At 58.9% G+C, this 15,524-nt stretch carries 18 protein-coding genes; 8 read left to right on the top strand and 10 right to left on the bottom strand.

Translation table 11 applies throughout. The features are described from left to right. Positions 1 to 32: 32 nt before the first annotated feature. Together ABD815_RS06590 and ABD815_RS06585 are read right to left on the bottom strand one after the other, a co-directional pair. Positions 33 to 320 carry a co-chaperone GroES gene (locus ABD815_RS06590; protein ID WP_344845306.1) on the bottom strand — a complete coding sequence of 96 codons (288 nt, stop codon included), beginning with the start codon at positions 318 to 320 and terminating at the stop codon, positions 33 to 35. A gap of 202 nt (positions 321 to 522) precedes the next feature. Further along, positions 523 to 1,155 (bottom strand): DUF2161 domain-containing phosphodiesterase, encoded by a 633-nt coding sequence (locus tag ABD815_RS06585; RefSeq protein ID WP_344845303.1) that lies wholly within the window; start codon positions 1,153 to 1,155, stop codon positions 523 to 525. 545 nt (positions 1,156 to 1,700) lie between these two features. Here ABD815_RS06585 and ABD815_RS06580 point away from each other — a divergent pair. The 7 genes from ABD815_RS06580 to ABD815_RS06550 all read left to right on the top strand — a co-directional run bounded on the left by ABD815_RS06580 (position 1,701) and on the right by ABD815_RS06550 (position 7,231). Further along, positions 1,701 to 2,618, top strand: coding sequence for a manganese-dependent inorganic pyrophosphatase (locus ABD815_RS06580; RefSeq protein ID WP_344845300.1), 918 nt, complete (start codon positions 1,701 to 1,703; stop codon positions 2,616 to 2,618). Positions 2,619 to 2,676: 58 nt separating this feature from the next. Then, a complete protein-coding gene (locus ABD815_RS06575) occupies positions 2,677 to 3,156 on the top strand; it encodes a GNAT family N-acetyltransferase (RefSeq protein ID WP_344845297.1) in 480 nt (159 codons plus the stop codon). Between the two features lie 132 nt (positions 3,157 to 3,288). Beyond that, positions 3,289 to 4,167, top strand: a complete 879-nt coding sequence (locus ABD815_RS06570) for a TIGR01459 family HAD-type hydrolase (protein ID WP_344845294.1) — start codon at positions 3,289 to 3,291, stop codon at positions 4,165 to 4,167. A gap of 163 nt (positions 4,168 to 4,330) precedes the next feature. Beyond that, positions 4,331 to 4,774 carry a MaoC family dehydratase gene (locus ABD815_RS06565; protein ID WP_344845290.1) on the top strand — a complete coding sequence of 148 codons (444 nt, stop codon included), beginning with the start codon at positions 4,331 to 4,333 and terminating at the stop codon, positions 4,772 to 4,774. A gap of 29 nt (positions 4,775 to 4,803) precedes the next feature. Further along, positions 4,804 to 5,730: a bifunctional riboflavin kinase/FAD synthetase gene (locus ABD815_RS06560; RefSeq protein ID WP_344845287.1), complete on the top strand. Its 927-nt coding sequence runs from the start codon at positions 4,804 to 4,806 to the stop codon at positions 5,728 to 5,730. Further along, positions 5,727 to 6,191 (top strand): YcgN family cysteine cluster protein, encoded by a 465-nt coding sequence (locus tag ABD815_RS06555; protein WP_344845284.1) that lies wholly within the window; start codon positions 5,727 to 5,729, stop codon positions 6,189 to 6,191. Before ABD815_RS06560 ends, ABD815_RS06555 begins: the two co-directional genes overlap by 4 nt. Then, positions 6,191 to 7,231: a threonine aldolase family protein gene (locus tag ABD815_RS06550; protein WP_344845281.1), complete on the top strand. Its 1,041-nt coding sequence runs from the start codon at positions 6,191 to 6,193 to the stop codon at positions 7,229 to 7,231. Before ABD815_RS06555 ends, ABD815_RS06550 begins: the two co-directional genes overlap by 1 nt. 3 nt (positions 7,232 to 7,234) lie before the next feature. Here the strand turns inward: ABD815_RS06550 and ABD815_RS06545 are convergent, their stop codons facing one another. Next, on the bottom strand, positions 7,235 to 7,834 hold the full coding sequence (locus tag ABD815_RS06545) for a 2-hydroxychromene-2-carboxylate isomerase (RefSeq protein WP_344845278.1): 600 nt from the start codon (positions 7,832 to 7,834) through the stop codon (positions 7,235 to 7,237). Between the two features lie 207 nt (positions 7,835 to 8,041). On the opposite strand from ABD815_RS06545, the gene ABD815_RS06540 reads away from it, so the two are divergent. After that, entirely contained in the window at positions 8,042 to 9,058 is a 1,017-nt protein-coding gene (locus tag ABD815_RS06540) for a ribose-phosphate pyrophosphokinase (protein ID WP_344845273.1), read from the top strand. Between the two features lie 17 nt (positions 9,059 to 9,075). Here the strand turns inward: ABD815_RS06540 and ABD815_RS06535 are convergent, their stop codons facing one another. From ABD815_RS06535 to ABD815_RS06505, 7 genes are all read right to left on the bottom strand, one after another. Continuing rightward, positions 9,076 to 9,426: an H-type lectin domain-containing protein gene (locus tag ABD815_RS06535; protein ID WP_344845269.1), complete on the bottom strand. Its 351-nt coding sequence runs from the start codon at positions 9,424 to 9,426 to the stop codon at positions 9,076 to 9,078. Positions 9,427 to 9,585: 159 nt separating this feature from the next. Beyond that, a complete protein-coding gene (locus ABD815_RS06530) occupies positions 9,586 to 9,999 on the bottom strand; it encodes a F0F1 ATP synthase subunit epsilon (RefSeq protein ID WP_344845265.1) in 414 nt (137 codons plus the stop codon). 26 nt (positions 10,000 to 10,025) lie between these two features. Beyond that, on the bottom strand, positions 10,026 to 11,450 hold the full coding sequence (atpD, locus tag ABD815_RS06525; protein ID WP_344845262.1) for a F0F1 ATP synthase subunit beta: 1,425 nt from the start codon (positions 11,448 to 11,450) through the stop codon (positions 10,026 to 10,028). Positions 11,451 to 11,467: 17 nt separating this feature from the next. Beyond that, positions 11,468 to 12,340, bottom strand: a complete 873-nt coding sequence (locus ABD815_RS06520; RefSeq protein WP_344845258.1) for a F0F1 ATP synthase subunit gamma — start codon at positions 12,338 to 12,340, stop codon at positions 11,468 to 11,470. 20 nt (positions 12,341 to 12,360) lie between these two features. Further along, on the bottom strand, positions 12,361 to 13,899 hold the full coding sequence (gene atpA / locus ABD815_RS06515; protein WP_344845254.1) for a F0F1 ATP synthase subunit alpha: 1,539 nt from the start codon (positions 13,897 to 13,899) through the stop codon (positions 12,361 to 12,363). Beyond that, positions 13,899 to 14,459: a F0F1 ATP synthase subunit delta gene (locus tag ABD815_RS06510; protein ID WP_344845250.1), complete on the bottom strand. Its 561-nt coding sequence runs from the start codon at positions 14,457 to 14,459 to the stop codon at positions 13,899 to 13,901. The genes atpA and ABD815_RS06510 overlap by 1 nt, the downstream gene beginning before the upstream one ends. A gap of 294 nt (positions 14,460 to 14,753) precedes the next feature. Next, complete coding sequence (locus ABD815_RS06505) at positions 14,754 to 15,500, bottom strand: methyltransferase domain-containing protein (protein WP_344845820.1); 747 nt, start codon at positions 15,498 to 15,500, stop codon at positions 14,754 to 14,756. Between the last annotated feature and the right edge of the window lie 24 nt (positions 15,501 to 15,524).

Below are 15,524 nucleotides of genomic sequence, written 5' to 3'. Positions count from 1 at the left end.
AGAATTTTGTTTCTTGAGGGGGACGGGACGGATCAGGCGAGAACGCCCAGAATGTCCGACTCTTTCATGATGAGAAGCTCTTCGCCGTCCAGCGTGATCTCGGTGCCGGACCATTTGCCAAAGAGAACTTTGTCGCCAGCTTTGACGGAGGGGGCGATCAGTTCGCCGCTGTCTTTGCGAGCGCCTTCGCCGACGGAGATGATTTCACCTTCGGCGGGTTTTTCTTTCGCGCTATCTGGGATGATGAGACCACCCTTGGTCTTTTCATCGCTTTCCACACGGCGGACGACGACGCGGTCGTGAAGCGGTTTGAATGCCATCTGATGAGGCTCCTTCGCTAATGTTTCAAATTCGGGCCATCCCCGAGGGGTGGCATTATTCTTTCGTTAGCACTCACATCGAGCGAGTGACAACGCGGCATAGTTAAGAATGGATCGGGGCCGAGTCAACAGCCCGCAGCCGCATTTTCAGGCACATGGTGAATAGATATTTTTCACGCGCGCCCTTGTATTGTGAAACGGGTCAGGGCGCGGCGCGATATACGCCCTTTTCGGCCTTTTCGAACCAGCCGTAGTGATTGTCCCGCATCAACGTCGTCGCGCGGCTCACGCCCGTGGCTTTCGCGACCACATGGCCTTTGGTGGGACCGTTTTCGGCGAGGTAGTTACGGCATTTTTCGGCGTCCTGACGGTAGGCCGTCATCCGTCCGCCGGCTTTCATGCCGCCGAGGTTCGGATCGCCCTCGCGTGCGTTGAACTCTTTGAGCAGGCTGTCTTTGCGCCGCTTCACCTTGCGCGGTTTGAACGGGGCCGGATCGGCATGGACCTGCACGGTCCCCGCCGTCAAATCGACCGACATCACCCCGAGGCCGAGGCGTTTTGCCAAGCCGACATTGCCTTTGAACATCCGCCACGCAGCCTTGCCCTTCCACCGCGGCACGGCGAGGTAAACCTGATCGGTGATGGCCTGTCGGGCGACGCCCTGCTGCAACAGGGCGAGGGTAAATCCGGTTTTCAATTCCACAATGACCGGCGTCTCGTCGCCGCGAATGGCCACCACATCCGCGTCACGCACCTCCGCCTTTACGACATAGCCCAATCCCTCCAGATGGGTTTTGACGGGCAGGTAAAGATCGGTTTCGCGCGGCTTTGACATGCTGCTTTTTAGCGCCCTCAGGCACCTGTGAACAGGGGAGACACGCGCCTCCCCTGCCCCGCCCATTTATCTCCCGCGCGATTTCCCGGGGAGGGGAATTGGTTTGAGAGATTTCGCGAAACCGCCCGGTCTTCCTTTACCCGGATCGGTTTTGAGTGGCGATTTCGAATAGGGTTTGGGGTTGGATTTCACAGCCTTTCGACCCGCCCTAGCGGATTTTTTTGAAACAGGCATGGAATGCCTCCTGAATGAATTGGAAAACAGCGCGTGCCAAGCGCGCGCGACTACAACAGTCGGTTCTGGTCCATTGTCAGGATACTCCTGTCGAAGAGAATGGGGCCGACGCGGGTTAGGCGTTAGCGGATGCGGCGGGCGGTAAAGCCGGACTTGTCCATGTGCAGAGCACTCCTCTTTCGATGCAGCCAAGATGACGTAACGTGCGGCGCGTGTCAATTTGCCCGCGATTGGGGCGCCGCAAGGCGTGACAACCCATGCTGCACCGCCTATAACGCCCGCAAATTTGCCAACCCATGGATAAAGACATCATGACCACGCTCGTTTTCGGCCACAAATCGCCCGACACAGACTCCACCGGCTCCCCGCTCATCTGGGCATGGTACCTCAACCAGCAAGGCGTCGAGGCGAAACCCGTCCTTCTGGGCACGCCGAACACCGAGGCTGCTTTCGTGGTGGAGAAATGGGGTTTTGAAACACCCGAGATCATCACCGAGCTGGCCGAGGGTCAGGATGTCGTCATCGTCGACACCAACAACCCTGCCGAGTTGTTCGACAATATCAATGACGCCAATATCACCGCGATCATCGACCACCACAAATTGGTCGGCGGGTTGGAGACAAAAGGCCCGATCGACATCACGATCCGCCCGCTCGCCTGCACCGCGACCATCATGCACGACCTGATGGGTGACGACGCCGCCAAGATGCCCGACAACATCAAAGGCGCGATGCTGTCGTGCATCCTGTCTGACACGCTCGAATTCCGCTCGCCCACAACGACCGACGTGGACCGCGCATTGGCCGAAAAACTGGCCGGCGAGTTGAACCTCGACATCTCCGCCTATGCCTCCGAAATGTTCGAAGCCAAATCCGACATCTCCGCCTTTTCCGACGCGGAACTGATCCGGATGGATTCCAAAGAATACGCCGTGGAAGGCACCAAATTCCGCGTGTCTGTTCTCGAAACCACCGCGCCGAAACTGGTTCTCGACCGCAAAGCGTCGCTCATCGAAAGCTTCAAAGCCGTTGAAGCAGAGGATGGCGTCGATCAGGTCCTGCTCTTCGTTGTGGACATCCTGAACGAAGAAGCCACGCTGTTCGTGCCAAACGATCTGGTCAAAGGCGTTGCCGAGAAATCCTTTGGCGCCACTGTCGATGGCGACAGCGTCGTCCTGCCCGGCATTATGTCGCGCAAAAAACAGATCATTCCGAACCTCAAACTCTGAGCGTTCTGAATTCTTCAAAGGCCCGCCCCTCCGGCGGGCCTTTTGCATAGGAGGCCGCATGGTCACGGGTCCCGATTTCTTCAGAGAGTTGAAGCGCGGCGAAGAGGATCAGGTGCGCGCGCTTTTGCTCGACGCCTTCGCGCGACCAAACGAAGCGGATCTGGTGGAGCAGTTGCGAAAATCGCGCGCGATTGCCGGCGAAATGGTTCTGCCCGCAGATGGCCGGATTGTCGGCTATGCAGCCCTATCCACCATGGTGTCACCAAAGGGGTGGCTCTGCCTCGCACCCGTCGCGATCCACCCCGAATTTCAGGGCCGCCGCAATGGCAAACGAATGGTCGGCATGATCACCTCATGGGCGCAGGCCACCGGCCAGACGCTCGTCGTGCAGGGCCACCGTGACTTCTTCGCCCGCTGCGGGTTTGGCCCGATTGCGGATGGGTTTACCTCGCCCTATCCGCTGGAGGAGACGATGATCGCGGGTCCGGCAAAGGCAAAAGTCACCAATCTGACCTATCCCAAAGCCTTTGGCACCTAAGGGCGCGCCCCATTCGATAGCGTGCAACCCGAACGTACCGTGATGCGTTGATATGGGACTCGCCCGCTAATCCCCTACCCTTTCATGGCGACTACCAATATAAAAAGCCGAACCCAAAACGCAGAGGCCGCGATGACCCGCCTGATCAATTCCCTGTCCGATATTTCCGCCCGCTACGACGCATTGTTCGTCGATCTATGGGGCTGCGTGCACAACGGCGTCACGGCCTATCCGGACGCCGTCAAGGCGCTGCAGGACTATCGCGCCACGGGCGGCAAAGTGATCCTCGTGACCAATTCGCCTCGCCCTTGGCGCGCGGTTGTCGAGCAACTGGCAGGTTTCGGTGTGCCCGATGACGCCTTTGACGCCATCGCGACCTCTGGGGATTCAGCGCGTGCCGCGATGTATCTCGGGGCCGTCGGGCAAAAGGTGTTCCACATCGGCACGCCTGAGGAAGTCGACGTTTTCTTTTCGCCGATGGACCTCGTGGGCGACGATGCTGTCGAGATTACCCGCGTGCCCCTCAATGAGGCCGAGGGGATCGTTTGTACCGGCCCCGAGGACGCCATGGCTGATCCTTCGGTGTATCGATCGGACTTTCTGTTCGCGAAACAGAAGGGGATAAAACTCCTGTGCGCCAACCCTGACATTGTCGTTGATCGTGGCGAGACCCGCGAATGGTGCGCGGGTGCCTTGGCTGCGCTCTATTCGGAGATGGGTGGCAAAAGCCTCTACTTTGGCAAACCGCATCCGCCGATCTACGACCTCGCGCGTCGTCGCCTGAGCCAGATTGCAAAGGTCGATGATGCCGACATTCTCTGCATCGGCGACGGCATTGGCACCGACATCATGGGCGGTATGGGGGAAGGTCTCGACACACTGTTTATCACCGGTGGGCTTGCGGCCAAGGAATTCGGGCCCGACCCCGAGAACCCCGATCCTGCACGGCTCAACGCATGGCTTGCCGAACAGAACCTGTCAGCGACGGCGGCGATTCCGTTCCTGCGCTAGGTTTTTGCCGTCGAGGATGGGATCGGACCTAAGAGTGCTTCAATCCATTGAGCCACATTATTCCCGAAACGGGCACACATAGAAAATAATCTTTCGCGCAATATTGTTGCACGTAGAATTCTAGTCTATGCTGCACTGCAATATGGACAAGGATTCGCGCGATATGTTGGACAATCTGCCCCGTGGCACGATCTGTATCGAGGACATCGAAATCGGGATGACGCGCAGCCTGCGCAAAACCATCACCGACCGTGACATCGAATTGTTTGCCGAGGTTTCCACGGATCAGAACCCCGTTCACCTCGACGACGCCTACGCCCGCGACACGATTTTCGAAGGGCGCATTGCCCATGGCATGCTGACGGCGGGACTCATTTCTGCGGTCATTGGCGAACAATTGCCCGGACACGGGACGATCTACCTCGGGCAGACGCTCAAATTCCTCGCGCCTGTGCGCCCCGGTGATAGCGTGCTGGCCGAAGTGACCGTGAGCGACATCATCCATGCCAAACGCCGCGTTGCCCTTGAATGTCGCTGCACCGTGGGTGATACCGTGGTCCTGAAAGGCGAGGCCATGGTGCTGGCGCCAAGTGCGAAATTCGACTAACCGGCGGGGCCTTCCCGCAAGGGAGCTCCATGGACGTCCACAAACATTGGCGTGACATTCCCGACAGTGCAAAGGGCGCTTCTGCCGCGATCGGAAATTTCGACGGGGTTCATCGCGGGCACCAGCATGTTCTCGACATTGCGCGCCAGAATGGCCCCCTCGGCATCGTCACCTTTGAACCGCATCCACGCGAATTCTTTGCCCCCGGCGCGCCACCGTTTCGATTGATGAACGCGGAGGCCAAAGCGCACCGCCTCGAAAAACTCGGGGTTCGTCATCTTTTCCAATTGCCCTTCGATGCGGACATGGCGGCCATGGATCCCGAGGCCTTTGCCCGCGAGGTCATCGTCGCGGGATTGGGCCTCTCGCATGTCACCGTTGGCGCCGATTTCTGCTTTGGCAAAGGCCGCGTTGGCACCGCGAAGGACCTGCAACGTTTTGGCGAGCAGATGGGGTTTGGCGTCACCATCGCCCCGCTTTTGGAGACCGAGACCGGCGTCTCCTCCTCCTCCGCCATTCGCGCGGCACTCGCCGAAGGCCGCCCCGGTGACGCCGCGGATATGCTCGGGCATTGGCACAGGATCGAAGGCGCGGTGCGCGACGGTGACAAACGTGGCCGCGATCTCGGGTTTCCTACCGCGAACCTATCCATTGAGGGATTGCATGCGCCCAAATTCGGCGTTTACGCCGTTCTCGTCGATGTTCTCACAGGCCCGCACACCGGCCTGTACCAAGGCGCGGCGTCTTTGGGCGTAAAGCCGACCTTTGGCGCGAACCAGCCCTGCCTCGAAACCTTCATTTTCGACTTCGGTGGCAATCTCTACGGCGAAACGCTCTCGATCGGGTTTGTCGAGTTTTTGCGCCCCGAAGAGAAGTTCGGCAACCTCGATGCGCTCATCACCCAGATGAACGCCGATTGCGATGCCGCGCGCCAGATCCTCGGCGATCTGGAATGACCCTCCGTGATGCCTTTTGGGAGACGGTGCCTCTCTCCAAAATGAGACCGGAAGAGTGGGAGGCGCTTTGTGATGGCTGCGGGAAATGTTGCCTGAACAAGATCGAAGACGCAGACAGCGGCGAGGTGTTTCTGACCCGCGTGGCCTGCCGTCTGCTGGACGACCAGAGCTGCCGTTGCGGGCAATACGACATCCGCAAAAGCCTCGTGCCCGAGTGCATCGTCCTCACCCCCGACACAATTGACAAACACGCCTATTGGATGCCCCAGACCTGTGCCTACCGGCTTTTGTGGCAGGGCAAACCGCTGCCGGAGTGGCATCCGTTGCTAAGCGGCGACCCCGACAGCGTGCATCGCGCCGGGGTCTCCGTGCGTGGCCTCACCGTGCCCGAATTCGAAGTCGATGAAGACGACTGGGAAGACCACATCATCGAAGAACCGACCCAAGAAAGCCGCAGCTGATGCAATTTGCCTCCGACAACACCTCTCACGCCCATCCCAAGATTATGGAAGCACTGGTCGCCGCGAACACAGGTTTCGCCCCGGCGTACGGCACGGACAAATGGACCGCCGCTCTCGAAGAGCGCCTGCGCGACCTCTTTGCGGCGCCCGAGGCACGGGTTTTTCCGATGACGTCCGGCACCGCGACGAATGCGGCGCTTCTCGCGGCGATGAGCCCGCCGTGGGGTGTGATCTATTGCCATGAAACGGCGCATATCGAGGTCGACGAACGCGGTGCGGCAACGTTTTATGCCGGTGGCGCTAAACTGAAACCACTCGCCGCTTCTGACAGCCGTATTGACGGCGCCGCGTTGAAGTCTGCGATTGCTGCAGACGCTGCAGGCCATGGTGTCCATGCGATGCCCCCTGCCGCCATCTCCGTGACCAACATCACCGAATTTGGAGAACGCTATTCCATCGACCACCTAGCAGCTCTGCGCGCGGTTTCCGATCTGCCGGTTCACATGGACGGCGCGCGTTTTGCCAATGCGGTTGCGAGTGGCACGGATTCGCCCGCGCAGATCGTGGAGGGGCTAGGCGCGCTCTCGCTCGGGGCGACCAAAAACGGTGCCCTGACGGCCGAGGCGGCCGTTCTCTTTGATCCCGAACTCATTGAACGCTTTGACAGCCACCGAATGCGTGGCGGGCAGAACCTGTCGAAAGCCCGCTTTGTATCCGCGCAGATGCTGGCATGGCTGGAGGATGATCTCTGGCTCGACCTTGCGAGCCACTCCAACGCCATGGCGGCACGCCTCGCGCGCGGTATGCAGGAGCGAGGCGATGCGTCTTTGGCCTATTCAGTGGACGGGAACATGGTGTTCGCCACCCTGCCCCGCGCCGCCCACGCGCGCGCCTATGCAAAGGGTGCAACCTACCATCTATGGGGAGTGGACACCGCCTTGGACGGCGATCCCGAAACACCCCTGCTGGCGCGATTTGTGGCGAGCTGGTCCACGAGCGAGGCCGACGTCGACGCCCTCCTCGCCGCATTTGACCGCTAGGCTTTACAGCGTCGCCAGATAGGCGTCGAGTTCGTCCAGTTTGTCCTGACCCCAGAACCGCTCATCGGTGTCCGTCACGATGTAGAACGGTGACCCGAACACGCCTGCGGCAAAGGCCTCATCGAGATTGCGCGCATATGTATCTGCGCCGGTCACCATCCCCGACATCGAAAGCGCGGGATCAAAACCACCCGCTTTGAGGGCGTCACCGATTACGGCGTCGTCGGCGATGTCTTTTTCCTCTTCCCACGTGGCGCGGTAAAGTGCCGCGATTACATCCGCCACGCGCCCCTCACCGCTCTTAGCCGCAGCGATGAGCGCATAGGACGAAGGGGCCGCATTTGTCGGCCAGAAGGCAGGTTGCACGTTCGTGGGACGACCCGAGGCAGCTTTGAGACGCTTGATCTCCTGCATGCGATAGACTTTGCGCCCCTCAGGACGATCGGCAGGGCGCGCGACGCCGAGACGATCATAAAGCGCGATGATGTCGAAGGGTTTGTAGGAAATGGTTGCGCCATGGCGTGCAGCGATTTCTTCGAGACGATCACCTGCGAAATAGGTGAATACGGATAGGGTCGAGAAATAATAATCGATGTGCGCCACGTGCATGATCTCCAATGGATGCGATTTCGAGCCTAGGTTTAGCGCATTCGGCGACCATGCGAAGCGGTTTAACAGTCTACGCGCGAATAATTGAAAATGCCGCAGCCGCGCGACACCCTAGTCGTGGACGCAAACCCGCCGGAATGCTAAGCGGTGGCCATGTCACGAATCTGTGACGCGCGCCGCAGGAACGAAGGACCCAAATCCATGCCGACAACCTCCGAACCGAAGCTCATTTCCGGCAATGCGAACCGGAAACTAGGCAATAACATCGCGCGGCGCCTGTCGATGCATCGGGGCATTTCGGTCGATCTCGTTGATGCGCGGGTCGAACGGTTCAATGACGGTGAAATCTTCGTCGAGGTCTACGAGAATGTACGTGGCGAGGACATGTTCGTCCTGCAGCCGACATCCAATCCGGCCAACGACAACCTCATGGAACTGCTGATCATCACCGATGCGCTGCGCCGCTCTTCTGCTGGCCGCATCACCGCCGTGATCCCCTACTTTGGCTACGCGCGTCAGGACCGTCGGATGAAGGCACGCACGCCGATCTCCGCCAAACTCGTCGCGAACATGATGGTTGAGGCCGGCATCGAGCGCGTTTTGACGATGGATTTGCACGCGACACAGATTCAGGGGTTCTTTGATATCCCTGTCGACAACCTCTACGCCTCGCCCGTTTTCGCGCTTGATATCAAACACCACTTTAAAGGGGCGATGGATGACATCATGGTCGTTTCGCCCGACGTCGGCGGTGTGGCACGGGCCCGTGAATTGGCCAAACGGATTGATGCGCCCCTCTCCATCGTTGACAAGCGCCGCGAAAAAGCTGGCGAAGTCGCGGAGATGACGGTGATCGGTGACGTCAAAGGCAAAAAATGTATCATCGTGGATGACCTCGTCGATACCGCGGGCACGCTCTGCAAAGCTGCAGAACACCTGATGGAAGCGGGTGCCGAGGAAGTTCACGCCTATATCTCGCACGGCGTTCTTTCTGGTCCGGCCGTCGAACGGGTCACAGCCTCGAAACTCAAATCGCTGGTGATCACGGATTCCATTCAGGCGCCCGCACCGGTCGAGGCCTGCGCCAACATCCGGATCGTGCCAATGGCGCCGCTATTCGCGCAGGCGATCATCAATACATGGAACGGGACGTCGGTGTCGTCGTTGTTTGACAACAAAACGCTCATCCCGCTCTACGAAGGCCTCTACCACACCTGAAACAGGCCTCGGTCTGCCTAGCGAATGTCCCAGTCTTCTTCATGGCGCACCGCGCCGAGTGCGGTCCAGTCAACACGCACGCGGGCAATTTTCGTGTCACCCCAGGTCTTGAAGACAATTGTAAAACCCTCGCGCCCGATGTCTTCGGCGGCGATATCGACGCGGTGATTTTTGGCGGTATCCATGTCGAGCATGGATATGGCGACGGTGACGACCGGATTGACTGAAAAACTTTCGGAAAAATCGACAACACGGCGCATTTCACGCGGCCCGTGACCCGTCCACATTTCTCCGCCGTCCTGGAAGTCAGAAAAGAGCAGGAGTGACCCCTGCTCGACCCCGAGTTGATGCGTATCGATTCTTACCATGTCATCCGAGCACTTATTTCAGATACCTTACGATTTAATTTCATCAAAGAAACGCCCCCGAGGGGTCGTTGGACGCAAAATGAAGCCGTTTAGCGCGCACACCCAATAGAAAAAGGGCCCCGCGATGCGGAGCCCCTCTTTTTGTCATGGAACCTGAATTCACCCCAGATGGGAGTGAAACCCCATGTCCTCTGCGACGTGAACGAGGTCGGAGAGGAATTTTTCGGTCACGTGATGCTCGTCGGGATGGGCATCCTCGTGGGTTTTAGTGGCCTGAGCGATGAGGTCTGTGACGACTTCCTGACTCATTTCACCACGTGGCAGTGCCATTTCCGCGAGGACGGACACGCTGCCCGCCGCCACTTCGGCAAAACCACCAACCACGATGAACTGCTCTTCACCGTTGTCACCGTTCACGGTCAGAACACCGGGACGGATGGACAGGATGGTGGGCTCGTGGCCCGCCATCGCGGTGAGATCACCCTCAGCACCCGGGATCCGCACCTCGGTTGCGGCGACGGAAGCAAGCTTCCGCTCCGGCGAGACGAGATCGAACTGGATTTTATCAGCCATGAATGGCCTCCTTCCGGGATCGAGGTTTAAGCAGCTTCAGCGGCCAGTTTCTCGGCTTTGGCAATCACTTCGTTGATGCCGCCGACCATGTAGAATGCCGCTTCGGGCAGGTGGTCGTATTCGCCTGCAACAACCGCCTTGAACGAGGAGATCGTGTCTTCGAGAGGGACCTGAACACCGTCGGAGCCGGTGAAGACCTTTGCAACGTCGAAAGGCTGGGACAGGAAGCGCTCGATCTTACGTGCACGTGCCACGGCCAGTTTGTCGTCCTCGGACAGCTCGTCCATCCCGAGGATGGCGATGATGTCCTGCAGCGACTTGTAGCGCTGAAGCACCTGCTGAACGTCGGTCGCGACTTTGTAGTGCTCTTCACCAATGATCAGCGGGTCAAGCAGACGCGACGAGGAACCGAGCGGGTCCACAGCCGGGTAGATGCCTTTTTCCGAGATCGAACGATCGAGAACGGTCGTCGCGTCGAGGTGAGCAAAGGATGTTGCAGGTGCAGGGTCGGTCAAGTCATCCGCGGGAACGTACACGGCCTGAACGGAGGTAATCGAACCGTTCTTGGTCGAGGAGATGCGTTCCTGCATCGCGCCCATGTCGGTCGCGAGTGTCGGCTGATAGCCCACAGCGGAAGGGATACGGCCCAGAAGTGCGGACACCTCGGAACCAGCCTGCGTAAAGCGGAAGATGTTGTCCACGAAGAACAGAACGTCGGAACCGGACTGGTCGCGGAACTGCTCGGCCAATGTCAGACCGGTCAGAGCAACACGCATACGGGCGCCGGGAGGCTCGTTCATCTGGCCGTAGACCAGCGCAATTTTGGACTCCGAGAGGTTATCGGGGACGATAACACCGGATTCGATCATCTCGTGGTAAAGGTCGTTACCTTCACGGGTCCGCTCACCAACACCTGCGAACACAGACACACCGGAGTGCACTTTCGCGATGTTGTTGATCAGTTCCATGATGAGAACTGTTTTGCCCACGCCGGCACCGCCGAAGAGGCCAATTTTACCACCCTTCGTGTACGGTGCGAGAAGGTCGATGACCTTGATGCCTGTCACGAGGATTTCGGTTGCGGTGGACTGTTGGTCAAAGGTCGGTGCATCACCGTGGATCGCGCGGCGTTCCTCGGTGGCAACGGGGCCTTTTTCATCAACAGGCATCCCTGTCACGTTCATGATGCGGCCGAGAGTAGCCGATCCAACGGGAACGGAAATCTGACCGCCCGTGTTGGTGACTTCCTGACCACGAACGAGACCTTCGGTTGCGTCCATAGCGATGGTGCGCACGGTGTTCTCGCCAAGGTGCTGCGCAACTTCGAGAACCAGACGGGACCCGTTGTTGTCGGTTTCGAGGGCGTTGAGAATTTCAGGAAGATCGTCTTCGAACTGAACGTCTACAACGGCGCCAATGACCTGAGTCACTTTGCCTTTTGCGTTTGCCATGTTTCTGTCTCCGGTTCTTAGAGCGCTTCAGCGCCCGAGATGATTTCGATAAGCTCGTTGGTGATGACGGCCTGACGCGAGCGGTTGTACTCGATAGTCAGTTTGTCGATCATTTCCCCAGCGTTGCGCGTCGCATTGTCCATCGCGGACATCCGCGCGCCTTGTTCGGAAGCGCCGTTTTCGAGGAGCGCCGCAAAGACCTGCGTGGCAATGCCGCGCGGTAGAAGGTCAGCCAGCATAGCCTCTTCGGACGGTTCATAGTCATAAACCGCCGTGTCAGCGCCTTCCTCGACCTCATAGGCCGCAGGAATGATTTGCAGGGCTGTCGGGATCTGGGTCACGACGTTTTTGAACTGCGCGTAGAATACCGTCGCAACGTCGAACTCTTCCGCATCAAAGCGCGAAAGGATCGATTTCGCGATGTTCTGCGCGTCGCTATAGGCGAGCGTTTTCACACCGGAAAGATCGATGTGCTCGACGAACAGATGACTGTAGTCACGCTTGAGCTGTTCGCGGCCTTTTTTGCCGACGGTCAGGATTTTGACCGTCTTTCCGGTCGCGACCAGTTCATTGATACGCGTGCGCGCCAGTTTGACGATGTTCGAGTTGAACCCACCGCACAGGCCGCGTTCCGACGTCATCACGACGAGCAGATGCACATCGCTCTTGCCCGTCCCGGCCAAAAGCCGGGGCGCGCTGTCAGAGCCACCAACCGAAGCGGAAAGCGCACCCAGAACGGCATTGAACCGCTCTGTGTAAGGACGCGATGCTTCGGCAGCTTCCTGTGCCCGCCGCAGTTTTGCGGCGGCCACCATTTGCATGGCCTTCGTGATCTTGCGCGTGGACTTCACGCTTGCGATCCGGTTTTTGAGGTCCTTTAGGTTAGGCATTAAGCTGTCCTTTCAGGGCCTTAGGCGTAGGTTTTGGCGAAATCGTCGATAGCTGCCTTGAGCTTGTCTGCCGCGTCGCCTTTGATTTTCGGATCCTCGTTGGAAATCCAATCAAGAACGTCCTTCTTCTGCGTGCGCATGAAGTTCAGGAGCGCGGCTTCGTATTTGCCCACTTCCGCTACCGGAATTTTGTCGAGGTAGCCGTTGGTACCGGCATAGATCACGACAACGATCTCGGCGTTGCTCAGCGGCGAATACTGCGGCTGCTTCATCAACTCGGTCAGACGCGCACCACGGTTCAGCAATCGCTGGGTCGCGGCATCAAGGTCGGAACCGAACTGAGCAAAAGCAGCCATTTCGCGGTACTGAGCGAGCGACAGCTTAACCGGACCGGCAACCGAAGACATAGCTTTGGTTTGCGCCGAGGACCCCACGCGGGAAACCGACAGACCGGTGTTCACAGCAGGACGGATACCTTGGTAGAAAAGTTCGGTCTCGAGAAAGATCTGACCGTCGGTGATCGAAATCACGTTGGTCGGAATAAACGCGGACACGTCGCCACCTTGGGTTTCAATGATCGGCAGCGCGGTGAGCGAGCCGGAACCATTGTCCTCGTTGAGCTTCGCGGAACGCTCCAGCAGGCGCGAGTGGAGGTAGAACACGTCGCCCGGGTAAGCTTCACGTCCTGGCGGACGGCGAAGAAGCAGAGACATCTGGCGATAGGACACAGCCTGTTTGGAAAGGTCATCGTAGATGATCAGGGCGTGACGGCCGTTGTCGCGGAAATACTCGGCCATTGCGGTCGCGGCGTAGGGTGCGAGGAACTGCATCGGCGCGGGGTCGGATGCGGTCGCGGCCACAACGATGGAGTATTCCATCGCGCCGTTCTCTTCGAGTTTCTTCACCAGCTGCGCAACGGTGGACCGTTTCTGGCCGATCGCGACGTAGACACAGTAGAGTTTTTTGCCTTCATCGTCGCCTGCGGCTTCGTTGTAGGACTTCTGGTTGAGCATGGCGTCGAGCGCGATCGCGGTTTTACCGGTCTGACGGTCACCAATGATAAGCTCACGCTGGCCACGGCCGATCGGGATCATCGCGTCCACGGACTTGAGGCCGGTTGCCATCGGCTCGTGAACCGATTTACGCGGGATAATGCCGGGCGCTTTCACATCGGCGATGCGACGCTCGGTTGCCGCGATCGGGCCTTTGCCGTCGATCGGGTTACCCAGACCGTCGACCACGCGGCCGAGCAGAGCTTCACCGGCAGGCACGTCCACGATGGAGTTGGTGCGCTTGACGACGTCGCCTTCTTTAATGTCTCGGTCGGAACCGAAGATCACGACACCGACGTTGTCGCTTTCAAGGTTCAGAGCCATCCCGCGGATACCGCCGGGGAATTCGACCATCTCACCTGCCTGAACATTGTCGAGGCCGTACACACGGGCGATACCGTCACCAACGGAGAGCACACGGCCCACTTCGGCGACTTCGGCATCCTGACCGAAGTTCTTGATCTGGTCCTTAAGGATCGCAGAAATTTCAGCTGCCTGGATTCCCATTATCCAACCTCTTTCATTACGTTCTGGAGGGAGTTGAGCTTAGCGCGGATCGACGTATCGATCATGCGCGAGCCAACCTTGACGACAAGACCGCCGATGAGGCTTTCATCAACGGTCGCATTGATGGACACGTCTTTGCCAAACTGCGCTTTGAGCGTTTTGGCAAGTTTGTCCGACTGAGCTTTGGTGAGCGCTTTGGCGGATGTCACATCCGCGGTCACTTCACCGCGTTCTTCGGCGAGAGTATCGCGCAGAACAGCCAGAAGTTGCGGCAATGCGAAAAGACGACGATTTTGCGCCATCAGCGCAAGAGTATTCGTCATATTCGCGGAAAGGCCTGCTTTTTTCGCAATCGCGACAATCGCGCTTTTGAGAACGTCGCGCGACAGGATCGGCGATGCGACCAAAGAGACGAGTTCATCGCTCTCTTCGAGGGCCGATGACAAAACTGCCACATCACCCTCCAAAGCTTTTAGACCTTTGGACTCTTTCGCAAGTTCGAACAGAGCCTTAGCATAACGTGCGGCGATGCCGCGGGAAATCGAAGCTGGTTCGGACACGTCCACCCTTCCGATGTCTTTGGGCCGTCTCCCTGCGCAATTCGTTGTGCAGAGATCAAGCATCTTTGTGAGCCCGCGTGCTTGCACGTAGGCGGCAAAATCGGCGTGGGTGTAGCAGAGCAATTCCCGCCTCGCAACCTTGTTGCGTGCCTTTAGCGCAAACGCAATAAATGCACCTTTTCTTTGTATTCAAACACTTAGCCACATCGGGCTCTCATGAGACGAAAAATTGGGCCTTTTTGGGTGCGACATTACGCGCCGCGCACGCGATTCCCGCCCCATATGCGCGCAAAATCAGGCCGGTTTGATTTCCGGCACGGGTCGCAACCCCTCGAGCACGGACGGACGCCGCGCCGCCTCGGGGGACCCGGACCCGGTTTGCGCGTAGACCTGCTTTGACACCTCGATCATCAGGACCCCGCCTGCCAGCGCGGTAGAGACCCGCCGACCGAACCGCTCCCACACCGGCCCCCACCGCAGCCAGAACCGTTTGTGCGACGGCGGCTGGAACAACACGGCGGCATGGCGTTCGGGAACGAAACCGGCGGTTTTCAACTGACCCTCAAGCTGGCCCAGAGTATAGGGGCGACCGTAGCCGAAAGGTGTCTCGTCGGACCGCGACCACAGGCCTGCGCGGTTTGGCACGACGAATATCGCGCGGCCCCCGGGACCAAGGACGCGATTGCACTCGGCGAGCAGGTCTGCAGGCGACTCCGACGTTTCCAATCCGTGCAACACCACCAACCGGTCCACGAAACCCGTGGAGACCGGCCAGATCGTTTCGGGACAAAGCACAGAAATATTCGGCATCCCCGCGGGCCAATGCATCACACCCTGCTGTGCAGGCATCAACGCCACCACACGACGGGCATCCGCCAGATAGGGTCGCAACAGGGGAACCGAAAACCCGAACCCCGCAACTGTTTCGCGTTCGGCAGACGGCCAGAATTCCGTCAACTGGCTGCGGATGGCCCGTTGCGCCGCACGACCCAAACCGGTGCGGTAGTAAAAATTTCTTAGGTCGACAACGTCGAGATGCATTGCCATCGGCGGTTCCTGCCCCAA

It is taken from the genome of Celeribacter arenosi (assembly GCF_039539485.1).
Lineage (GTDB): Bacteria > Pseudomonadota > Alphaproteobacteria > Rhodobacterales > Rhodobacteraceae > Celeribacter > Celeribacter arenosi.
The sequence above is the reverse complement of the archived record's forward strand: the minus strand, read 5'-3'. Positions and strand labels throughout refer to the sequence as shown.

Bases quoted from the DNA above. Each gene is read 5' to 3' on its own strand.
- ABD815_RS06590 (WP_344845306.1), bottom strand. From the start codon at position 320: ATGGCATTCAAACCGCTTCACGACCGCGTCGTCGTCCGCCGTGTGGAA.
- ABD815_RS06585 (WP_344845303.1), bottom strand. From the start codon at position 1,155: ATGTCAAAGCCGCGCGAAACCGATCTTTACCTGCCCGTCAAAACCCAT.
- ABD815_RS06580 (WP_344845300.1), top strand. From the start codon at position 1,701: ATGACCACGCTCGTTTTCGGCCACAAATCGCCCGACACAGACTCCACC.
- ABD815_RS06575 (WP_344845297.1), top strand. From the start codon at position 2,677: ATGGTCACGGGTCCCGATTTCTTCAGAGAGTTGAAGCGCGGCGAAGAG.
- ABD815_RS06570 (WP_344845294.1), top strand. From the start codon at position 3,289: ATGACCCGCCTGATCAATTCCCTGTCCGATATTTCCGCCCGCTACGAC.
- ABD815_RS06565 (WP_344845290.1), top strand. From the start codon at position 4,331: ATGTTGGACAATCTGCCCCGTGGCACGATCTGTATCGAGGACATCGAA.
- ABD815_RS06560 (WP_344845287.1), top strand. From the start codon at position 4,804: ATGGACGTCCACAAACATTGGCGTGACATTCCCGACAGTGCAAAGGGC.
- ABD815_RS06555 (WP_344845284.1), top strand. From the start codon at position 5,727: ATGACCCTCCGTGATGCCTTTTGGGAGACGGTGCCTCTCTCCAAAATG.
- ABD815_RS06550 (WP_344845281.1), top strand. From the start codon at position 6,191: ATGCAATTTGCCTCCGACAACACCTCTCACGCCCATCCCAAGATTATG.
- ABD815_RS06540 (WP_344845273.1), top strand. From the start codon at position 8,042: ATGCCGACAACCTCCGAACCGAAGCTCATTTCCGGCAATGCGAACCGG.
- ABD815_RS06535 (WP_344845269.1), bottom strand. From the start codon at position 9,426: ATGGTAAGAATCGATACGCATCAACTCGGGGTCGAGCAGGGGTCACTC.
- ABD815_RS06530 (WP_344845265.1), bottom strand. From the start codon at position 9,999: ATGGCTGATAAAATCCAGTTCGATCTCGTCTCGCCGGAGCGGAAGCTT.
- atpD (WP_344845262.1), bottom strand. From the start codon at position 11,450: ATGGCAAACGCAAAAGGCAAAGTGACTCAGGTCATTGGCGCCGTTGTA.
- ABD815_RS06520 (WP_344845258.1), bottom strand. From the start codon at position 12,340: ATGCCTAACCTAAAGGACCTCAAAAACCGGATCGCAAGCGTGAAGTCC.
- atpA (WP_344845254.1), bottom strand. From the start codon at position 13,899: ATGGGAATCCAGGCAGCTGAAATTTCTGCGATCCTTAAGGACCAGATC.
- ABD815_RS06505 (WP_344845820.1), bottom strand. From the start codon at position 15,500: ATGCATCTCGACGTTGTCGACCTAAGAAATTTTTACTACCGCACCGGT.